This window comes from Rhodococcus sp. BL-253-APC-6A1W (genome assembly GCF_012843405.1).
Classification (GTDB): domain Bacteria; phylum Actinomycetota; class Actinomycetes; order Mycobacteriales; family Mycobacteriaceae; genus Rhodococcus.
In genome coordinates this window covers 219,767-238,452 of the sequence record NZ_JABAFB010000002.1, presented here as the reverse complement: position 1 = coordinate 238,452, position 18,686 = coordinate 219,767, and the positions used below count along the sequence as shown (strand labels likewise).

The following is an 18,686-nucleotide window of genomic DNA, read 5'->3' as shown; positions in this document are numbered from 1 at the left end:
GCCCACGGTCGGACCGGGACACGGCGATGTGTCCTACCGTGGGATGACACGGCCCCACGAGGATCGCTCCGCGCTCCGATGTGCTGCGGCCGCCGGATTTCTACGGTCGAACCATGACAAAACCTGGTTCTTTCCTGCCGGCGTGTTCGGCGCACGACGTCGTGCGTGTCTACGGTCGCGGCGACGCCGAAGTGCGCGCCCTCGACGGGGTGACCGTCGCCTTCGAACGCGGCCGGTTCACCGCGATCATGGGGCCGTCCGGCTCCGGAAAATCCACGCTCATGCACGCACTCGCCGGCTTGGACGGAATCGACGCGGGCCGCGTGGTTCTGCACGGAGACGCGCGGCGGAGCGACATCGACATCAGCTCCGCGTCCGACGCGGTCCTGACCGGATTACGACGCGAGCGCATCGGGTTCGTGTTCCAGGCCTTCAATCTGCTGCCGGTGCTCACCGCCCGCGACAACGTGCTGCTGCCGATGCGTTTGGCCGGAACGCGTCCGGCCCCCGAGTGGTTCGACGAAGTGATCGGCCGGCTCGGTCTCACCGAGCGCCTGGACCACTTCCCGCACGAGATGTCGGGTGGGCAACAGCAGCGGGTCGCGGTCGCGCGCGCACTGCTGGCGCGACCGGACGTCATCTTCGCCGACGAACCCACCGGCAACCTCGACTCGCACTCCGGCGCCGAGGTGCTCTCGCTCCTGCGGTCCAGCGTGCGCGAAACCGGTCAGACCGTCGTCATGGTCACGCACGACCCGGTCGCCGCATCGTATTCCGACCGGGTCGTCCTGCTGTCGGACGGCCGGCTCGCCGGCGAAATCCATGAGCCCACAGCAGATTCCGTGCTCGAAACGATGCGCGATCTGAGCGCGGGCCCGGTGTCGGTCGGATGAGACATCTCGTTCTCGCTCAGGCACGGGCACACCGCGGCCGATACGTCGCGTCGGCACTCGCAGTGGTCGTCGCGGTCGCCTTCGTCGTCGCGACGCTCGTTCTCGGCAGCACCGTCGACTCCGCGATCACCACGTCGACAGCGGCGCAGTACGACGGTGCCGCCGCCGTCATCACCGAGTCCGACTCCGGCCTCGACCCCGACGGGGTTCTCACCGCGATCTCGGCTGTGCCGGGCGTGGAAGCCTCTGCCCTCGATGTGACGGGCCCGATAAAGGTCGCCGGAACCGATGGGTACAGCACCGCATCGACGGTGTCGGGCGACGTGTCGTTGCGGTGGCAGCGACTCGCCGACGGGCGCTGGCCGTCCGGCCCCGGAGAGGTGACGGTGGGCTCGTCGTCGCGCCACGCAATCGGTGATTCTCTGGCGATCACCGATATCGACGGGAAACCTGCGGCCGGCGACGTCACGGTGGTCGGTACGGTCGACCTTGCGGGGTCACCCCTCGCGCTGGATTCGCGCCTCGTGTTCGGCGACGTCGCGCAGGTCCGGGCCTGGGCGGGGGAGTACACCGAGTGGGAGATCAGGGTCGCGGGCCGGGGCGGGTCCGCGCTCACCGACGTACTCGCCGCCGCAGTTCCCGGCGCGCAGGTCACCACAGGTGCCGACCGGGCGACCGCGGTAGCGGGAAGCTATGTCGGCGACATCGGGGTACTCCGCAACGTGCTGCTGTGTTTCGCTGCCATCGCGGTCGTGGTCGCCGGATTGGTCATCTCCAACACCTTCGCGGTCCTGCTCGCGGCCCGGACGCGCGAGTTCGCGCTCATGCGCTGTGTGGGCGTCACATCCGCGCAGGTGCGACGCAGCGTACGTGCCGAATCCGTGATCGTCGGCTTCGTTTCGGCGGTCTTCGGCGTGCTCGCCGGATGTGGTCTCGCTGCCGCGGTCGTCGCGGTCGCCCGCGCCGCGGACGTGCCGATCCCGCTCACCTCGATCGCGGTGACCCCCGGCGCGATCGGCCTCGGTCTGCTCCTGGGCACCGTGGTCACCGTGATCGCCGCGAACGGCCCGGCCAGGGCTGCGACACGCGTGTCCGCACTGGCTGCGATGCATCCGCTCGAGACCCAGCCGGAACTGGTGCGGGACACGTGGGTGCGCAGGGTGTGCGCACTGCTGGCGATTGCCGGCGGTGCGGCACTGCTCGGGATCGGAGCGGCGGTGGGCAACGTCCTGATGGCGTGCCCCGGTGGGCTGATGCTGTTCGTCGGCGTCATCTTGGCGTCCCGCCGGATCGTGCCGGCCCTGGTGGGGGCGGTAGGACAAGTGCTGGCCCGGTTCGGTGGCCCCGTGGCCGCGCTCGCCGCCGGCAATGCCCGCCGCAATCCCCGTCGTACCGCGTCGACCGCGACCGCGCTGTTCATCGGCGTGACCCTGACCTCCACGATCGTGGTGGGCATCGGCACGCTCAAGGCCGGCGCACCCGCCTTGATCGACGAGAACTTTCCCGTCGACGTCGCGGTGATGTCGGTTCCGGACGCATCCGACGGTGCCGTGGACCGGTTCACCGCACTCGACGGTCTCCGCGCGGGAACCGCGGTCGCGAATACGACCGTCGGGGTCGGGGAGACCGAATTCTTCGTCACCGGGGTGGATCCGGACTCTGCCGCACAGACACTGCGGGACGACGTTCGGTTGCCGCAGCCGGGAACGATCGCCCTCGAACCGGCGCTGGCCGAGACGCTGGGAGTCCGTGAGGGCGAGGCGATCACCGTGCGTGGCGACACCGGGTCGCGCGAACTCACGGTCGTGACGGCGGGCCCCGGTGCGCCCGACCTGATCGCGCTCGCCGACCTGCAGGCCATCGATTCCGAGACTGCCGACACCGTCTGGTTGCGGCTGGACGACGGTCTGACCGACGACCGGCTCGTCGCGGTCTCGGACGACATCGCGCGGGTGGCGGCCGACATCTCACCCGGCAGCGAGGTGGTGGGCGCGGTGGCGAACCGCCAGATGCTCGAGAAGGTGCTCGACACGATGTTGCTGGTCGTGGGGGGTCTGCTGTCGATCGCGATTCTCATCGCACTGATCGGCGTCGGAAACACGATGGCTCTGTCCGTGATCGAACGGCGTCGCGAGACCGGGATGCTGCGCGCGCTGGGCCTGTCCCGGTCCGGGGTGCGCAGTCTGCTGGTCCGGGAAGGCGTGATCATCGCCGGCGTCGCGTCGGTGCTCGGGGTCGCTCTGGGCCTGCTGCTCGGCACGGCCGGGACCGCGTCCGTGATCGGCGCGGGCTACGTCACGCCGGGCGCCGTCCCGTGGGCGCAGCTCGTCGCAATCGTCGTGGCGGGAAGTGTCGCGGGTGTGGTGGCCTCACTGATCCCGGCGTACCGCGCGGGCCGGACCAGCCCCGTGGCGGCGCTGACCGGCTGACGGTCTCTGCGCGGCGCCGCCGTCGTCCGTGACGGCGGCGCCGGATCGCTAGGCTCGGAACCGTGCCCCCCGAACGCAGGGTTCCGAGCCGAGCGGTCCGCGCATCGCGCGGTGTGCCGTCCGCGCGTGTCGCCACCGTGGCTGCATTGCTCTGGGCCAGGTTGTGGGGCGCCGCGGTGACCTTCGACGACGAGTGCGGCATCTACGTGTGCGCCGGTATGCGGGGCGGCTTCGCGCGCGGAGGGACGACAGTCGGCGGCGCGTTTCTCACCCGCGCCCAGCCGACCCGGCGGTTGCTGCGTCACGAGGCCGTCCACGCCGATCAGTGGGCACGATACGGTCTCGGGTTCGCCGTGCGGTATTGGTGGGAAGAGATCCGAAATCCAGGTTCTCGCAACCGGTTCGAGATCGAAGCAGGGCTGGAGGACGGCGGCTACCGGAAGATCACCCGTCCAGGCGCACGGTGACCTTCTCGCTCACGACGCGCCGTTCCTCGGCGGCCGGGTCGGGACGGGAGACCTGCACGAGCGACGCGCCTGCCGTCAGCACGGCGAGCAGGCCGCCGATCAGCGCGTCGGGCGTCTCCCAGGTCCGTGACGAGAGCACCCGGTCCGCGGCGGTGATCCCCGCGCTCTGTGCGGCGTCGCGCGCGGCGGCGAGTACGTCGCCGGCGGAGCGCCCGTCGAGCACCGAGCCACCGTCGCCCGCCGAGCGGAACTGGTCGCCGTGCACCCGGACGTTCGTCGCGTAGTCGGTGACACCGGGCGGCAGATCCGCGACGGGCGCACCGAAGGCGTCCAGCGAGAGCGCGGCCACCTCCGGAACCTGTTCGACGTCGGCGAGACGATCGGGCGTCACGAGAGCCACTTCCACGTCGTCGGAAGGCTCGAGGACGACTTCGGCGCCCGCCCACCACGTGCCGAGAAGCACAGCGGCAGTCTGCCAGTGCGCCGGAAGCAGGACCGCCACCTGCGCGCCGGGCAGCACACCGAACTCGTCACGCAGAAGGTTCGCCGTCTTCGCCGCCCAGTTGGCCAGCGTGACCGCCGACAGTTCGATCCGGGCTCCGGTCGCGTCGTCGTACCAGGTGATCCGCGGACCCGCCGGATCGGTGGTGAGGATCGGTTCGAGCAGGGTGTCGGTCAGTGTGGTCACATCTACCTCGTTCGTCGGGCGGTGGTTGGTTCGCGTGTCGATCGCGGGCGGTGCGGGGCCGGCGGTGCGGTCAGTTGACGCAGCGCGGGCCCTCCGACCCTGCGTCGATCGGAGGCGCGGCCGGGGCAGGTGTGGCGGTGCCGTCCGCGGGGGTCAGGCCGGACGAACTCGAGGTGGTGGTCGACTCCGAACCGGCGAAGGTCGAGGTGCCGGGACCGCTGTAGTCACCGGCGAGCACCACTCGCACCGTTCCCTCGGGCAGCGTCGGATCCGTCGCCGTGTCGAGCCCTCCGAGCGCAGCGGCCACCGCGCGCGTCTCGTCGGACTCCTCGTCGGCGCCGTACACGGTCGACGACGAGACCGCCGAGCCGGTGTAGTTGCCCACCTCGCCCTCGACGTACCCCTCGGACGAGAGCTCGGCCGAGACCACCGACGCGAGGCCGGCCACGTCGCCGGCGTTCGTGACGTCGACGGTCACTGTCGACGGCTCGATGTCCGGTACCGGTGTGGCGGACGTGGTCCTGTCGTCGTCGGGCGCCCGATCGTCGGAGGTGCGTCCGACCAGACCCGCCACGAAGTCTCGTACCTCGTCGGGGTCGACCTGCACCACGGATTCGCCGTAGTCGGTCATCGCGTTGATGTCCTCCACGGGGATCGTCGAGAACGTCACGTCGCCTCCGGCGAGGCCTTGCAATTGGGTCGCCAGATCCATGATGTCCCAATCGGAGTCGAGCACGACCGACCGCTGCACAGCTGCCGTGAGCTGATTCAGCTTCGACGGGTTGCTCAGGGTCTTGGCGCTGAGCACCTTCTGCGCGAGCGACGCCATGAACACCTGCTGGCGAACGATCCGATCGAGATCCCCGCGGGGCAGACCGTGTCGTTGCCGCACGAAGCTGAGCGCGTCGGGGCCTTCGAGCGTCTGTTGTCCGGCATCGAACCGTGCGCCGGAGAGAGGCTCGTCGACGGGAGCGTTGAGGCACACCTCCACGCCGCCCACCGCGTCGGTCAACAGCACGAAGCCCAGCAAGCCGACTTCGGCGTAATGGTCGACGGTGACGCCGGTCAGGTCGCCCACGGACTCGATGAGCGCTTCCCGGCCCGCCTTCGTCGACTCGGTCTCTGCCTCGGCGGCGTCGGAGCCGGACTCCACCAGTTCCAGCCGTGTCGTTTCCTTCGTTGCGCCGTAGGCGGCGTTGATCTTCGACATGCCGATGCCGGGAACATCGACGTAGGTGTCGCGCGGGATGGACAGCGCGGTCGCGGAACGCCCGTCGTTCGGCACCCGGATCATGATGATGGTGTCGGTGTTGTTGGCGACCTCCTCGCCGGCGCGCAACGCGTCGAGTTCGCGCTGCGACAGCGGGTTGCCGTGCGCATCGGTGCGGCTGTCGGTGCCGACCAGCAGAATGTCGACCGCACCGTCCTCCCCGCCGCCGAGGCCGAGACCGCCGATCGATGCGAGCGAAGACCGCAGCGAGTCGATCCGTTGCCAGGCGATGCCGGTGACCACGAGTGCGAGAGCCGCGGCGACCGCCGCGATCATCTGCAAGGGCCGTCCGGTGAAGACGCGGGGTGCCGCGGCGACCGCGGGGCGACCGGGATCGTCGCTCCGGCGGGGCCGGCGCGGTCGTCTGCCCGTGGCGGCGGCCGACCCGGGACCGTCGGCGATCGGTGTTCCTCCCGCGCGAGAGCGGCGGCCGCCCGTCGGGCGTCGCCCGCCGGTACGGCGGCGGGGCGGCTCTGGCGGCACCTGGTCCTCCTGTCGGGTGGATCGCTTCTGTCGTGTCGAGCACTGCTGTTGTATCGCGCACTGCTGTCGTGTCGAGCACTGCTGGGCAGGCTGATGTCGGGTGTCCGGACTTCCCCTGAAGGCTACTGGGGCGGGTGCTCCAGGGGCACGCACCACTCCGGCGTGCCAGACTTCACAGCGTGTCCACCCTCCTCGTCACCGGTTCCCACGGACAGCTGGGCCGTGCGCTCCTCGCCCGGGCTGCCGCATCCGGGATACCCGTTCGAGGCGTCGGTTCCACAGAGATGGACATCACCGATCCGGTAGCCACCGCCGCGACGATCGAGCCGGGTGCGGTGGTGATCAATTGCGCCGCGTACACCGCGGTCGACGCAGCGGAAAGCGACGAGGCCCGCGCGGCAGCCGTCAACGGAACGGGGCCCGGGGTGCTCGCCGCGACCTGTGCGGACAAAGGTGCCCACCTGATCCACGTTTCCACCGATTACGTGTTCGCGGGCGACGCGACCGAGCCGTACCGCACGGACGCCGCGACCGGCCCGCGCACCGCGTACGGACGGACGAAACTGGCCGGCGAGCGCGCGGTGCTGGGCACGTTGCCGTCGGCGCATGTCGTGCGCACCGCATGGGTGTACACGGGAGACGGCACGGATTTCGTGGCCACCATGCGGCGGCTCGAGCGTGAGCGGGACACCGTGCGGGTCGTCGACGACCAGCGTGGATCGCCGACCTATTCGCACGACCTCGCCGACGGACTGCTCGAGCTCGCCGCTCGGACGGATCTGCCCGGCGGCGTGCTGCATGCCACCAACGGCGGCGACGCCACCTGGTTCGACCTCGCGCAGGCCGTGTTCGCGGAGGTCGGCGCAGATCCGGTACGGGTGCAGCCGTGCGGGAGCGACGAGTTCGTGCGGCCCGCCCCGCGCCCGGCGTATTCGGTGCTCGACGGCGGGGGGTGGGCACGTGCCGGTCTCACGCCCTTGCGACCGTGGCGAGACGCGCTGCACGCGGCCATCGGATCGGTGGACACGCGCAGATGACCTGCGAGTGCGCAGCCTGTGTTTCACCGCACACCGAGAGGGTCGCTATGGTTGCCCGCGTGGATTCGACGCTGGCCGTGGTGACGGTGACGTACTCGCCCGGCGAGCACCTCGAGAACTTTCTGACTTCGCTCGCCGGAGCGACCGAGCGCCCGACGCGGGTGATCATGGCCGACAACGGGTCGACCGACGGTACGCCGGAGGCAGCTGCGGTCGCGCATCCGAACGTGGAGCTCCTGCGCACCGGCGGCAACATCGGTTACGGCGGCGCGGTCAACCGTGCCGTTGCCGAGATCGAGTCGTCGGTCGAGTTCGTGGTGGTCGCCAACCCGGACGTGCGATGGGAACCGGGGTCGCTCGACGCGCTGATCGAGGCGGCCGGCCGGTGGCCGCGAGCCGGCTCGCTCGGCCCGCTGATCCACGAGCCCGACGGAAGCATCTACCCGTCCGCTCGTTCGGTCCCGACCCTCGCATCCGGTGCCGGGCACGCGCTCCTCGGAACGGTGTGGCCCGCGAATCCGTGGACCCAGCGGTACCGCCAGGAGAACGAGGAGATCAGCGAACGGTCCGTCGGCTGGCTGTCCGGATCGTGCCTGCTGCTGCGCCGATCCGCATTCGACGCCATCGGCGGATTCGACTCGCGCTACTTCATGTACATGGAAGATGTCGACCTGGGCGACCGGCTGGGCCGCGCCGGGTGGCTCAACGTGTTCGTTCCGTCCGCGCACGTGACCCACGCCAAGGGCCACGCCGCCGGGCGACATCCCGAACTCATGCTTCCCGCACACCACGAGAGCGCGTACCGGTTCCAGGCCGACCGTCATCCGCACAGGTGGCAGGCGCCGCTGAGATGGGCACTGCGGGGCGGACTGCTCGTGCGATCGAAGCTTGCGGTCGCGGCCGCGGTGCGTGAGCGCGCCAGGGCAAGCGCCGAGCCGGACGTTCAATCCGGCAACGACACGAAACAGGGGAGACCATGACCAGTGCTGCAGCATCGCATACCGATGCGGTGATCCTGGTGGGCGGCAAGGGCACGCGGCTGCGACCGCTGACGTTGTCGGCACCGAAGCCCATGCTGCCGACCGCCGGGGTGCCGTTCCTGGTCCACCTTCTTGCACGGATCCGCGAGGCGGGGATCAAGCACGTGGTGCTCGGCACGTCGTTCAAGGCAGAGGTCTTCGAGGAGCACTTCGCCGACGGCTCGGACTTCGGCCTCGAGATCGAGTACGTGACCGAAACCGAGCCTCTCGGTACCGGCGGCGGTATCCGCAACGTGCTGCCCAAGCTGCGCGGCGACCACGTGATGGTGTTCAACGGCGACGTGCTCGGAGGCACCGATCTCGGCGCTGTGCTCGACACCCACGTGCGCAACGAAGCGGACGTGACGATGCATCTGGTGCGCGTCGGCGATCCGCGTGCCTTCGGGTGCGTGCCGACAGACGCCGACGGACGGGTGACGGCGTTCCTCGAGAAGACACAGGATCCGCCGACCGACCAGATCAACGCGGGCTGCTACGTCTTTCGGCGGGAGATCATCGAACAGATCCCGGAGGGCCGGCCGGTGTCGGTCGAGCGGGAGGTCTTCCCGACCTTGCTCACCGAGGGCAAACGCGTCTACGGCCACGTCGATGCCGCCTACTGGCGCGACATGGGGACGCCGGAGGACTTCGTGCGCGGTTCCGCCGACCTGGTCCGTGGAATTGCGCCGTCGCCCGCGCTGGACGGGCCCCGCGGCGAGTCGCTGGTGCACCCGAGTGCCTCGGTCGGTCCGGGCGCGCTGCTGATCGGCGGCACGGTCGTGGGGCGCGGAGCGGAGATCGGCGCCGGCGCGCGCCTCGACGGTGCGGTGATCTTCGACGGCGCCCGGATCGAGGCCGGGGCGGTGATCGAGCGGACCATCATCGGATTCGGTGTGCGCGTGGGTCCACGGGCGTTGATCCGGGACGGCGTGATCGGCGACGGCGCCGACATCGGAGCCCGGTGTGAATTGTTGCGCGGTGCGCGGGTGTGGCCGGGGGTGCAACTCCCGGACGGGGGCATCCGGTTCAGCACGGATGTGTGAGAGGTTTCACGTGGGATTCGAACGTTATGTGGCATTGGGTGATTCGTTCACCGAGGGTGTAGGCGACCCGGATGCGTCCCGGCCCAACGGGTTACGCGGCTGGGCCGATCTCGTTGCGGAGCAGCTTGCGCTCGCGAGCGACGACTTCGCCTACGCCAATCTCGCGATCCGGGGGCGGTTGCTGCGTCCGATCATCGACGAGCAGGTCGACACCGCGGTGGCGATGAAGCCCGATCTGGTCACCATCTACGCCGGTGGCAACAATCTGATGCGGCCCAAGGTCCACTTCGACGATCTCGCCGCCGATTACGACGAAGCGATCGGCCGACTGGCCGCCACCGGCGCCCGGGTGCTGATGTGGACCGCGTACGACGGCAGCTGGGCGCCGGTGTTCGGCGCGCTGCGCGGACGCTGGGCCGTGTACAACGAACTGATCCGGGAGATCGCCGACCGGCACGACGCGACCATCGTCGACTTCTGGCGCTTCTCCGAATACCGCGATCTCCGGATGTGGGACCCCGACCGGTTGCATCTGTCACCGGCGGGCCATCACAACATGGCGCTCCGGGTACTCGATATCCTCGGCGTCTCCCACAGCCTGCCGCTCGTCCGGCTCGACGCGCCGGTGCCTCTGACGCCGACGGCGCAGCGCGCCGACGATCGCCGGTGGATGCGAGAATTCCTGTTCCCCTGGGTGGGGCGCCGGCTGCGCGGACTCTCCTCCGGTGACGGAGTGACGCCGAAGTACCCGTCGCTCACCCCGATCGGGGTCTGACCCGCGGGTTCGTCAGCGCCGCGCGTACGCGAGCCGCACGAGGTGGTCGATCGTGTCGCGCTCGGCGCCGGGCGGAAGTGCGTCGACGGGCCACCACCGCAGATCGGTCGACTCGTGGCTGCGTACCGGTTCGGCGCCGGCGGGTGCCGTCACCAGGAACCGCAGGTCCAGGTGGCGGGTGGGAACGCCGAGCGAGCACGTGATCGGATGCGTGTGCGCCGAGAGCAGTTCGGGGTCGATCGTCAGACCTGCGATCCCGGATTCCTCGGTGGCTTCCCGCAGCGCTGCGTCGACCACGGTCTCGTCGGACTCCTCGCAGTGCCCCCCGAGCTGGATCCACCGGCCCACCCGCGGATGCAGTGTGAGGAGCACGTTCCGGTGGTCGGCGTCGAGTACCAGCGACGACGCGGTGATGTGCCCGGGCACGTGCGCGCGCAGGCATCCGTCCGGTGCGGAGTCGAGAAACGCGAGCATCGTGTGCCGCAACGAATCCGCGTCGGCGGAGTCGGGATGCCACGCGGTGAGGCGATCGACCGCGGACCGGTGCAGGGAACGCGACGACATCGCTACAGCTCCACGAAGGCGGGTCCGGGATCGGCGGGCTCCCGGGGCGACGGGTCGTCGAGGGGATATCCCACGGCGACAGCCCCGAGCGGTGACCAATCGGCCGGCAGCCCGAGTTCGTCGCGGACGACCTGGGGCGCGAAGATCGTCGAACCGATCCAGCAACTGCCGAGCCCGCGGGTCGCGAGGGCGACGAGAAGGCCCTGCACCGCGGCGCCCGCAGCGACGGTGAACATCGTCGCCTCGGCGGCGGTGCGTTCCGCGTCGGGATAGTGGTGGGCGCCGTCCGGAACCCAGAAGGGGACGACGATTTCGGGGGCGTCGTAGAGGATCGAGCCGCGCGAGAGCCGGCGCTCGATCACGACCGGATCGAGACCGTCGCGTTCGAGATCGGCGGCCCACTGCTCACGCATGCTGTCGAGCAGGCGTCGCCGGACCTGCTCGGTGCGCACCCAGACGAATCGCACCGGGCGAGTGTGGTGAGGCGCGGGTGCGGTGAGCGCGTCCGCGACGGCTTCGCGAAGATCCTCGGGATCGACAGGTTCCGAGGCGAATTCGCGCACCGAGCGACGCAACAGCAATGCTTCGCGGCGTCCGCGTTCGAGGGCTTCGGCGGTGCCGAGCCAGAACAGGTCCTCGTCGCCGCTGCGGATGAGTGCGCGTGCGTCGGATCCGTCGTCGGGCAGATCGAGTCCGCGGACCACCGCGACGGGCACGCCGCCGAGCTTGCCCTTGACGAGATCGCCTGCCGCGGCGATCTCGTCGGCGACGGCCACCGCCGTCACGAGCAGTTCGTTGCCCTGGGCGTCGCGCGAGCCGGCGTATTCGTGCAGTACCGGCAGACCGGCGGAACCGATCGCGGCGTCGGTCTGGCCGTTGCGCCAGGCGCGGCCCATGGTGTCGGTGACAACGACCGCGACGGTGACGCCGAGCAACGCGGAGAGACGGTCGCGCAGCGCGGCCGCGCTCGCGTCGGGATCTTCGGGCAGGAGCGCGAGTTCGGCGCCGTCGACGTTGGAGCCGTCGATCCCCGACGCGGCCTGCACGATGCCCAGCCGGTTCTCGGTGATGAGGGTTCGGCCCTTGCGGGCGAGCACACGTACTGCCTCCTGGTCGACCAGGCGGCGCCGCAGGGCATCGCGGGCGTCGGGATCGGTGGGCGCGGAGACGATCCGGCCTTCGACCTTGGAGATCACCTTGCTCGTGACGACGACGACGTCGCCGGTCGTCAGCCAGGGCGCCGCGGCGGCGATCGCGGCGGCGAGGTCGTCGCCGGGGCGGAATTCGGGGAGCCCGGGCACGGGCAGGATTTCGAGGGGCCCGCCGGGGGCGTGGTCACGCACCGAGGCGTGGGGCGCGGCGTCGGGGGACATCACAGGGTTACTCCAGCGAGTTCCAGAGCGGCGCGGGCCATATCGGCGGTCGCGTCGGGGTCGGTCATGAGCAGGGGGACGGAGCGGACCTCCACGCCCGGAACGTCGGCGCTGTCGGTGTCGTGCACGAGCCAGCCGTCGAGGATGCCCGTACCGTTGCGGCCGCCGTAGTAGCGGCCGACCGCTTCGGCCGTGGTGTCGACGCCGATGACGTCGAGGCACGCGTCGGCCATGCCGCGCAGCGGTTTGCCGCCGACGACGGGGGAGAGGCCGACGACTTTCGCGTTCGTCGTGCGCAGCGCGCCGCGCACACCCGGGATCGCGAGGATCGCACCGATGCTCACCACGGGGTTGGACGGTGCCAGCACGACCGCGTCGGCGTTCTCGAGGGCGTCGAGGACTCCGGGGGCGGGCTTCGCCTCGTCGGCGCCGATATGCGCGAAACTGTGCGTCGGGACCTGAGCGCGGTGGCGGACCCACCACTCTTCGAAGTGGATCGCGCGCTGGAGGCCGTCGGCGGGATCGGTGATGACCACGTGGGTTTCGCTGCGGTCGTCGGACACCGGCAGAAGTGTGACGCCGGGCTTCCACCGGGCGCACAGTGCCTCGGTGACCGCCGAGAGCGGGTATCCGGTGCGCAGCATCTGGGTGCGGATGAGGTGGGTCGCGATGTCGCGGTCGCCGAGACCGAACCAGTCGGGAACGGCACCGTACGCGGCGAGTTCTTCCTTCGCGTTCCAGGTTTCGTCCACACGGCCCCAGCCGCGCTCCTCGTCGATTCCGCCGCCGAGGGTGTACATGCAGGTATCGAGATCGGGGCAGATCCTCAGCCCGTGCATCCACACGTCGTCACCGACGTTGACGATGGCGGTGATCCGGTGGGGTGCGTCCGGATTCGTGTCGGCGCCGGGCGAGATGCCGAGAAGTTGGCGCAGACCTGTGAGAAAACGCGCCCCACCGACACCCCCGACCAATACAGTCACATTCACGGGGCAAGCCTAGGCGGTGCGCGCCGTACCCGGTTCAGCGACGTCCGAAACCGGAAGTGGCAAAGTCGTCGATAGTAAGCGACGGTTATCCCACAGCTTGACCGCGACACGCCCGACGTGTCTAATCACATACGTGTCATTCCGAGTTTTCGGATCGAGATCGATTGCGGGGACCCGCTTTCGAACGAAGGTTCGAGGGGTGGCCGCGGGGGAGATCCCCGGTCCAAAGATCGGCGCTGCAGTTGAGGAGGCGACCTATGGCCGACGAGCGCGAGGGATTCGAGATCGTTCGGATCGGAACTGCAGTCGAGAGTGTCTGTGACGAGCCGGATAGTGGGGCACCGATCCTGAATCTCGTTTCGGGATTCGACGACCTCATGGAGGGCGACGAACAGTGGCAGGAGCGCGCACTCTGTGCGCAGACCGACCCGGAAGCATTCTTCCCCGAGAAGGGTGGTTCCACACGGGAGGCCAAGCGCATCTGCCTGGGGTGTGAAGTTCGGGGCGAATGCCTCGAGTACGCCCTCGCTCACGACGAGCGGTTCGGTATCTGGGGTGGACTGTCGGAAAGGGAACGGCGGCGCCTCAAGCGCGGCATCATCTGACGGGACGCAGGGTCCGGTACGGGGAGTTCGGGCCCGGGTCCGGTATTCCAGGGAAGCCGCGTGGCGAAGGCCGGGTTGATCGACGGGGGTCGAGCAACCCGGCTTTCGTCTGTCTGCGTCGGTCTTCCCGAGTCGCCGTCGTGTTCGTCGGCGCCGACGGGGTGGAACCGAGGTCACTCCTCCTCGTCGAATCCTCCGAGTCCGGGGTCGACGACCTCCGGTTCGATGCCGAGATAGGTGGCGACCTGGTGCACCAGCACGTCGTGGACCAGATCGGCAAGATCCTCCGGGTCTTTCGCGCGGAGTTCGAGCGGCCGGCGGAAGAGCACGATGCGAGCGCGGGTGGCGGCACCTCGGCGATCGATGCCGGCGGGCACGAGACGCGACAGCGGGACCGGTCCGTCCGCAACCACCTCGTCCGGCCAGTTGACCGTATCGGGATCGCGAGCACGGATCTTGGGCACTTCGTCGACTGCGATGTCGAGTTTGGTGAGGCGCGCGTGCCAGCGCGAGTCGATGGGGGCGAACGCCGTCAGCACCAGAAGGTCGAACTTCTCGGCTCTCGACTTCCACACGGGGAGTTCGTGCGGAAACACCGGCCCCCGAATTCCCCGGCCGCGCCGCGTCACGGATCGGGACGAGAGCGGGCGGGAACGACGTGCACGGGCCATGTAGTGGACACTACGACACGAAAAATCCGTGGGCTCGAAACGGTGTGTCCGAATAGTCCCGGGGGCTCCGGCGCGCTACGCTCCCTCCCGTGAGAACACTGCGTCGATGCTGCCGGCCTGGGTGCAAGAACCCAGCTGTTGCGACGCTGACCTACGTGTACTCGGATTCCACCGCTGTCGTCGGTCCACTGGCCACCGTTGCCGAACCTCACTCGTGGGACCTGTGCGAAACGCACGGTTCGCGAATCACCGCCCCCAAGGGGTGGGAACTGGTGCGGTACGAGGGTGCTTTCTCGTCGGGTACGCCGGACGAGGACGACCTGACAGCGCTGGCCGAGGCCGTGCGGGAAGCCGGACTCGGTGAGCGTGTCCGTGGTGAAACCGACGCTGCGCAACCGGAGAGTTCGCCGCGCGTCGCAGTCGCTCCCGCGGGGCGTACAGGACGCCGCGGTCATCTGCGGGTCCTTCCCGACCCCACGTCCTGACGGCTTCGCACTAGGCTGACCACGGGCCGTGTCACGAAGGATGGCGCGGCTCGAGTCGAGTAGCAGGAGCGGAACAAGTGGCGAGATCTGCCGAGTCGGTGTCAGCCGTGATCAAGGCGTACGACGTCCGAGGTGTCGTGGGGGAGCAGATCGACGAGGACTTCGTCCGCGAGGTCGGAGCCTCGTTCGCGCGTCTGATCCGGAGTGAAGGCGCCTCCGACCGTGTGGTCGTCGGGCACGACATGCGTGAGTCGTCGCCGAAGCTGTCGCAGGCATTCGCCGACGGGGTCACCGCGCAGGGCCTCGACGTCGTGCTGATCGGGCTGGCCTCCACCGACCAGTTGTATTTCGCATCCGGGTTGCTCGACGCGCCCGGTGCGATGTTCACCGCGAGCCACAATCCGGCGGCCTACAACGGCATCAAGCTGTGCCGCGCGGGCGCGAAGCCGGTCGGGCAGGAGACGGGACTCGCGATCATCTCCGCCGAACTCGTCGACGGCGTCCCCGAGTACGACGGAACGCCCGGTGTCGTGAGCGAGCGCGACGTGCTTGCCGACTACGCGTCGTTCCTCCGCGGGCTGGTGGATCTGTCGCAGATGCGGCCGCTCAAGGTTGCGGCCGACGCGGGCAACGGAATGGGCGGGCACACGGTGCCCGCGGTCTTCGGTCCGCTGCCCATCGATCTGGTGCCGCTGTACTTCGAACTCGACGGCACGTTCCCCAATCACGAGGCCAACCCCCTCGATCCCGCCAATCTCGTGGACCTGCAGCGGCTCGTCGTGGAGTCCGGCGCCGACGTGGGCCTTGCCTTCGACGGCGACGCGGACCGGTGCTTCGTCGTCGACGAGCGCGGCGAACCCGTCACCCCGTCGGCGGTCACCGCCCTCGTCGCAGACCGGGAACTCGCGAAGGAGCCGGGAGCGACGATCATCCACAACCTGATCACCTCCCGCGTCGTGCCCGAACTCGTCCTGGAGCAGGGCGGCGTTCCGCTACGGACCCGGGTGGGGCACTCGTTCATCAAGCAGCAGATGGCCGAGACCGGCGCCGTGTTCGGCGGCGAGCACTCCGCGCACTACTACTTCCGCGACTTCTGGGGTGCCGATTCCGGCATGCTCGCAGCGCTGCACGTGCTCGCGGCTCTGGCGGCGCACGACGGCACGCTGTCCGACCTCATGTCGTCCTACGACCGGTACGCGGCATCGGGTGAGATCAATTCCACGGTCGCCGATGCGGCCGACCGCACCGAGGCCGTCATCGCCGCGTTCTCCGACCGCGCCACGTCCGTCGACCGCCTCGACGGCGTCACCGTGGACCTTCCGGATCATGCGTGGTTCAATCTGCGCGCCTCGAATACCGAACCGCTGCTCAGGCTCAACGTGGAGGCGCGGACCCAGGACGAGGTCGATGCCCTGGTCGAGGAGATTCTTGCTGTTGTGCGTGCGTGACGTAGGTAGTCGCGCGGGGAATAATCGAGGTGCTCGGCGTCGGGGTGGGGGCCCCAGGGCGGGCGGAAGGAAGGTGACGCGGTCGTGACGGCACCCTTGCCGCTGTTCGACTTCGACGACGTGGACGGAGTGATCGCAGCAGACGTCGACGGCGTCCTGCGCAGCGCCGCTCTCGGCGGAGCGCAGATCCGTGCGGTCGCCACCGCCGTCGACGAACGGCTTCTGGACGGCCTCGCCGATGTGCGGCCGCGCAGCGTGGTCTTCGTCGGCACCGACGCACGGTCGAGCCGCGCCGCCGAACTGGTCGTGTCGTTGTTCGCCGAGCACGCCGCTGCCCCGTTGGTGTACGCCCCGGAGACACCGCCGTGGGTGGGTGCGCTGGACGTCGTGGTGGTGGCCGGAAACGATCCTGGCGATCCGCAACTCGCACGATCGATCGATGCGGCCCTGAGGCGCAGCGCCGAAGTGATCGTCGACGCCCCCGACGAAGGTCCCGTGCGGGCTGTCGCAGCCGGACGGGCGGTGCTCCTGGCTCCGCGCGTGCAGGTGCCGGCTCGGTATGCGCTGGCACGGCACGTCGCCGTGTTCTACGCCGTCCTCGCGGTCATGCGCGACGTGCTGCGGGGGGACGCCCTCCGGGTGGACCTCGCCCGGCTCGCGGACGCGGTCGATCAGGAGGCGCTCCGCGATCACCCCTCGAACGAGGTGTTCCACAATCCGGCGAAATCCCTCGCGGTACGCATGCAGTCGCGGCGGGTCATCGTCGCGGGGGACCGTCCGGTGACTGTCGCGCTGGCACGACACGCGTCGGAGTCGCTGCTCCAGGGTGCGGGTGTCGTCGCGTCCGCTGCGGCGCTGCCCGATGTGCTGGCCGCTCGTGAGCGACTGATCGAGGTCCTCACGGCCGCCGGTGAGCGATACGACCCCTTGTTCCACGACGAAGAACTGGACGGTCCGGCCCCGCTCGCGCCGGCACGCGTCTTCGTGTTCAGTACGGATTCCGACCGGCTCGCGGCGCAGCGCCGCGGTGCTGCGCTACCCGACGCCGAGCTGCTATCGGTGGTAGGGGAATTCGAATCCGACACGGTCCCTCCCGTGCTCGAGCAGATTGCGGTATTGATGGTGCGAATCGACATGGCGGCGGCCTATCTGAGACTGGCCGGGGGACGATAGTGCACTCACTCGAGGGGGCGGTGCGGTCGTACGCATGGGGCTCGCGCACCGCGATCGCGACGCTGTGCGGCCGCAAGGTGCCGTCCGACCACCCGGAAGCCGAACTGTGGCTCGGGGCGCATCCCGCGGACCCGGCGCGGGTGATTCTTCCCACCGACGAGAAGCTTTCGCTGCTCGAGGTCCTCGATGCCGACCCGCACGGGCATCTCGGTCCGCACACTGTCGAGCGGTTCGGGACGCGGCTGCCGTTCTTGCTCAAGCTTCTCGCAGCGGAGGAACCGTTGTCGTTGCAGGCGCATCCGAGTGCGCGGCAGGCGGCCGAGGGTTTTGCCCGCGAGGACGCACTGGGATTGCCGATCGATTCGCCCATCCGCAACTACAAGGACGCCAGCCACAAACCCGAACTGGTGGTCGCGTTGACGCGGTTCGAGGCGCTCGCCGGATTCCGTGATGCGCATCGCACCGTTGCGCTGCTCGAGGCCCTGCACGTGCCCGAACTCGAACCGTATCTGGGGCTGCTTGCCGGGCAACCGGATTCCGACGGCTTACGGGCGCTGTTCACCACGTGGATCACTCTGCCTCCCACTGCGCTGCTGGCCTTGCTGCCTCGTGTGCTCGACGGGTGCGTCGGCTACCTCACGGGAACGGAGAACGGGCGGGAGTTTGTCGAGGAAGTACGGACCACGCTGCAACTCGCCGAGTTCTATCCCGGCGACGCCGGGGTCCTGGCGTCGCTGTTGCTCAACCGCATCACCCTCGAGCCCGGTGAGGGGCTCTACCTGGCAGCCGGCAATCTGCACGCCTACCTGCACGGCATGGGCGTCGAGATCATGGCGAACTCGGACAACGTCCTGCGCGGCGGTCTGACGCCCAAGCACGTGGACGTGCCGGAACTGCTGCGGGTGCTCGATTTCGGTTCTGCAGCGGTGCCGATTCTCGATGCCGAGCAGATCGGACCGTTCGAGTGGCGGTACCGGACCCCGGCACCGGAGTTCGCGCTCTCTCGCGTCGAACCCGGACCGGGCGACGAAGTCGTGATCGCTCCCGGCGGCCCGCAGATCCTCCTGTGCACCCATGGTGCGGTGAGCGTCGAGTGCGCCGGAACGACCGTGGACCTGGACTCGGGTGATTCGGTGTGGCTGTCGCATTCCGACCCGGAGACGGTCGTGCGGGGCCGCGCGGACGGCGCACAGGTGTTCCGTGCGCGCCTCGGTGAACTCCCGGCACTGTCTCGCGACTGACGGTTCTTCCGGTACGACCGTCGATCCGTCACC

Annotated in this window: 18 protein-coding genes; 12 read left to right on the top strand and 6 right to left on the bottom strand. The window is 69.4% G+C overall.

Features of this window, described 5'->3' with window-relative positions; genetic code table 11:
* Positions 1 to 113 precede the first annotated feature (113 nt).
* The 3 genes from HF877_RS03640 to HF877_RS03630 all read left to right on the top strand — a co-directional run bounded on the left by HF877_RS03640 (position 114) and on the right by HF877_RS03630 (position 3,789).
* Positions 114 to 893 carry an ABC transporter ATP-binding protein gene (locus HF877_RS03640; RefSeq protein WP_169619817.1) on the top strand — a complete coding sequence of 260 codons (780 nt, stop codon included), beginning with the start codon at positions 114 to 116 and terminating at the stop codon, positions 891 to 893.
* Entirely contained in the window at positions 890 to 3,322 is a 2,433-nt protein-coding gene (locus tag HF877_RS03635; RefSeq protein WP_169619816.1) for an ABC transporter permease, read from the top strand. The genes HF877_RS03640 and HF877_RS03635 overlap by 4 nt, the downstream gene beginning before the upstream one ends.
* Positions 3,323 to 3,384: 62 nt before the next feature.
* On the top strand, positions 3,385 to 3,789 hold the full coding sequence (locus HF877_RS03630; RefSeq protein ID WP_169619815.1) for a hypothetical protein: 405 nt from the start codon (positions 3,385 to 3,387) through the stop codon (positions 3,787 to 3,789).
* Here HF877_RS03630 and HF877_RS03625 read toward each other — a convergent pair.
* Positions 3,767 to 4,477 (bottom strand): TIGR03089 family protein, encoded by a 711-nt coding sequence (locus HF877_RS03625; protein WP_169619814.1) that lies wholly within the window; start codon positions 4,475 to 4,477, stop codon positions 3,767 to 3,769. The genes HF877_RS03630 and HF877_RS03625 overlap by 23 nt on opposite strands.
* 70 nt (positions 4,478 to 4,547) lie before the next feature.
* Positions 4,548 to 6,023, bottom strand: a complete 1,476-nt coding sequence (locus HF877_RS03620) for an LCP family protein (protein WP_169620000.1) — start codon at positions 6,021 to 6,023, stop codon at positions 4,548 to 4,550.
* A 386-nt stretch (positions 6,024 to 6,409) separates the two neighbouring features.
* Between HF877_RS03620 and rfbD the strand changes: the two genes are divergently transcribed.
* Genes rfbD through HF877_RS03600 form a run of 4 tightly spaced genes read left to right on the top strand, consistent with a single transcriptional unit; the run spans position 6,410 to position 10,104 of the window.
* Positions 6,410 to 7,267 carry a dTDP-4-dehydrorhamnose reductase gene (rfbD, locus tag HF877_RS03615; RefSeq protein WP_169619813.1) on the top strand — a complete coding sequence of 286 codons (858 nt, stop codon included), beginning with the start codon at positions 6,410 to 6,412 and terminating at the stop codon, positions 7,265 to 7,267.
* A gap of 59 nt (positions 7,268 to 7,326) precedes the next feature.
* Positions 7,327 to 8,247 carry a glycosyltransferase family 2 protein gene (locus tag HF877_RS03610; protein ID WP_169619812.1) on the top strand — a complete coding sequence of 307 codons (921 nt, stop codon included), beginning with the start codon at positions 7,327 to 7,329 and terminating at the stop codon, positions 8,245 to 8,247.
* Positions 8,244 to 9,329, top strand: coding sequence for an NDP-sugar synthase (locus HF877_RS03605; protein WP_169619811.1), 1,086 nt, complete (start codon positions 8,244 to 8,246; stop codon positions 9,327 to 9,329). Before HF877_RS03610 ends, HF877_RS03605 begins: the two co-directional genes overlap by 4 nt.
* A gap of 10 nt (positions 9,330 to 9,339) precedes the next feature.
* Positions 9,340 to 10,104 carry an SGNH/GDSL hydrolase family protein gene (locus tag HF877_RS03600; RefSeq protein ID WP_346765054.1) on the top strand — a complete coding sequence of 255 codons (765 nt, stop codon included), beginning with the start codon at positions 9,340 to 9,342 and terminating at the stop codon, positions 10,102 to 10,104.
* 12 nt (positions 10,105 to 10,116) lie between these two features.
* On the opposite strand, the gene HF877_RS03595 is transcribed toward HF877_RS03600, so the two are convergent.
* The 3 genes from HF877_RS03595 to cofD are packed head-to-tail and all read right to left on the bottom strand — an operon-like array spanning position 10,117 to position 13,030.
* On the bottom strand, positions 10,117 to 10,668 hold the full coding sequence (locus HF877_RS03595; protein ID WP_169619809.1) for an NUDIX domain-containing protein: 552 nt from the start codon (positions 10,666 to 10,668) through the stop codon (positions 10,117 to 10,119).
* A gap of 2 nt (positions 10,669 to 10,670) precedes the next feature.
* Complete coding sequence (locus HF877_RS03590) at positions 10,671 to 12,041, bottom strand: coenzyme F420-0:L-glutamate ligase (protein ID WP_169619999.1); 1,371 nt, start codon at positions 12,039 to 12,041, stop codon at positions 10,671 to 10,673.
* Positions 12,041 to 13,030, bottom strand: coding sequence for a 2-phospho-L-lactate transferase (cofD, locus tag HF877_RS03585; RefSeq protein WP_169619808.1), 990 nt, complete (start codon positions 13,028 to 13,030; stop codon positions 12,041 to 12,043). The genes HF877_RS03590 and cofD overlap by 1 nt, the downstream gene beginning before the upstream one ends.
* Positions 13,031 to 13,407: 377 nt before the next feature.
* On the opposite strand from cofD, the gene HF877_RS03580 reads away from it, so the two are divergent.
* The gene (locus HF877_RS03580) at positions 13,408 to 13,635 is read left to right on the top strand and encodes a WhiB family transcriptional regulator (protein WP_169619998.1); all 228 of its coding nucleotides are present in this window, start codon (positions 13,408 to 13,410) and stop codon (positions 13,633 to 13,635) included.
* A 173-nt stretch (positions 13,636 to 13,808) separates the two neighbouring features.
* Here HF877_RS03580 and HF877_RS03575 read toward each other — a convergent pair whose 3' ends face one another.
* Entirely contained in the window at positions 13,809 to 14,306 is a 498-nt protein-coding gene (locus tag HF877_RS03575; RefSeq protein ID WP_169619807.1) for a metallopeptidase family protein, read from the bottom strand.
* A gap of 89 nt (positions 14,307 to 14,395) precedes the next feature.
* Here HF877_RS03575 and HF877_RS03570 point away from each other — a divergent pair, with 89 nt between their 5' ends.
* From HF877_RS03570 to manA, 4 genes are all read left to right on the top strand, one after another.
* On the top strand, positions 14,396 to 14,791 hold the full coding sequence (locus HF877_RS03570; protein WP_169619806.1) for a DUF3499 domain-containing protein: 396 nt from the start codon (positions 14,396 to 14,398) through the stop codon (positions 14,789 to 14,791).
* 77 nt (positions 14,792 to 14,868) lie between these two features.
* A complete protein-coding gene (locus HF877_RS03565; RefSeq protein WP_169619805.1) occupies positions 14,869 to 16,239 on the top strand; it encodes a phosphomannomutase/phosphoglucomutase in 1,371 nt (456 codons plus the stop codon).
* An 84-nt stretch (positions 16,240 to 16,323) separates the two neighbouring features.
* A complete protein-coding gene (locus tag HF877_RS03560; RefSeq protein WP_169619804.1) occupies positions 16,324 to 17,412 on the top strand; it encodes a tobH protein in 1,089 nt (362 codons plus the stop codon).
* Positions 17,412 to 18,653, top strand: coding sequence for a mannose-6-phosphate isomerase, class I (gene manA / locus HF877_RS03555; RefSeq protein WP_169619803.1), 1,242 nt, complete (start codon positions 17,412 to 17,414; stop codon positions 18,651 to 18,653). The genes HF877_RS03560 and manA overlap by 1 nt, the downstream gene beginning before the upstream one ends.
* The last annotated feature ends 33 nt before the right edge of the window (positions 18,654 to 18,686 follow it).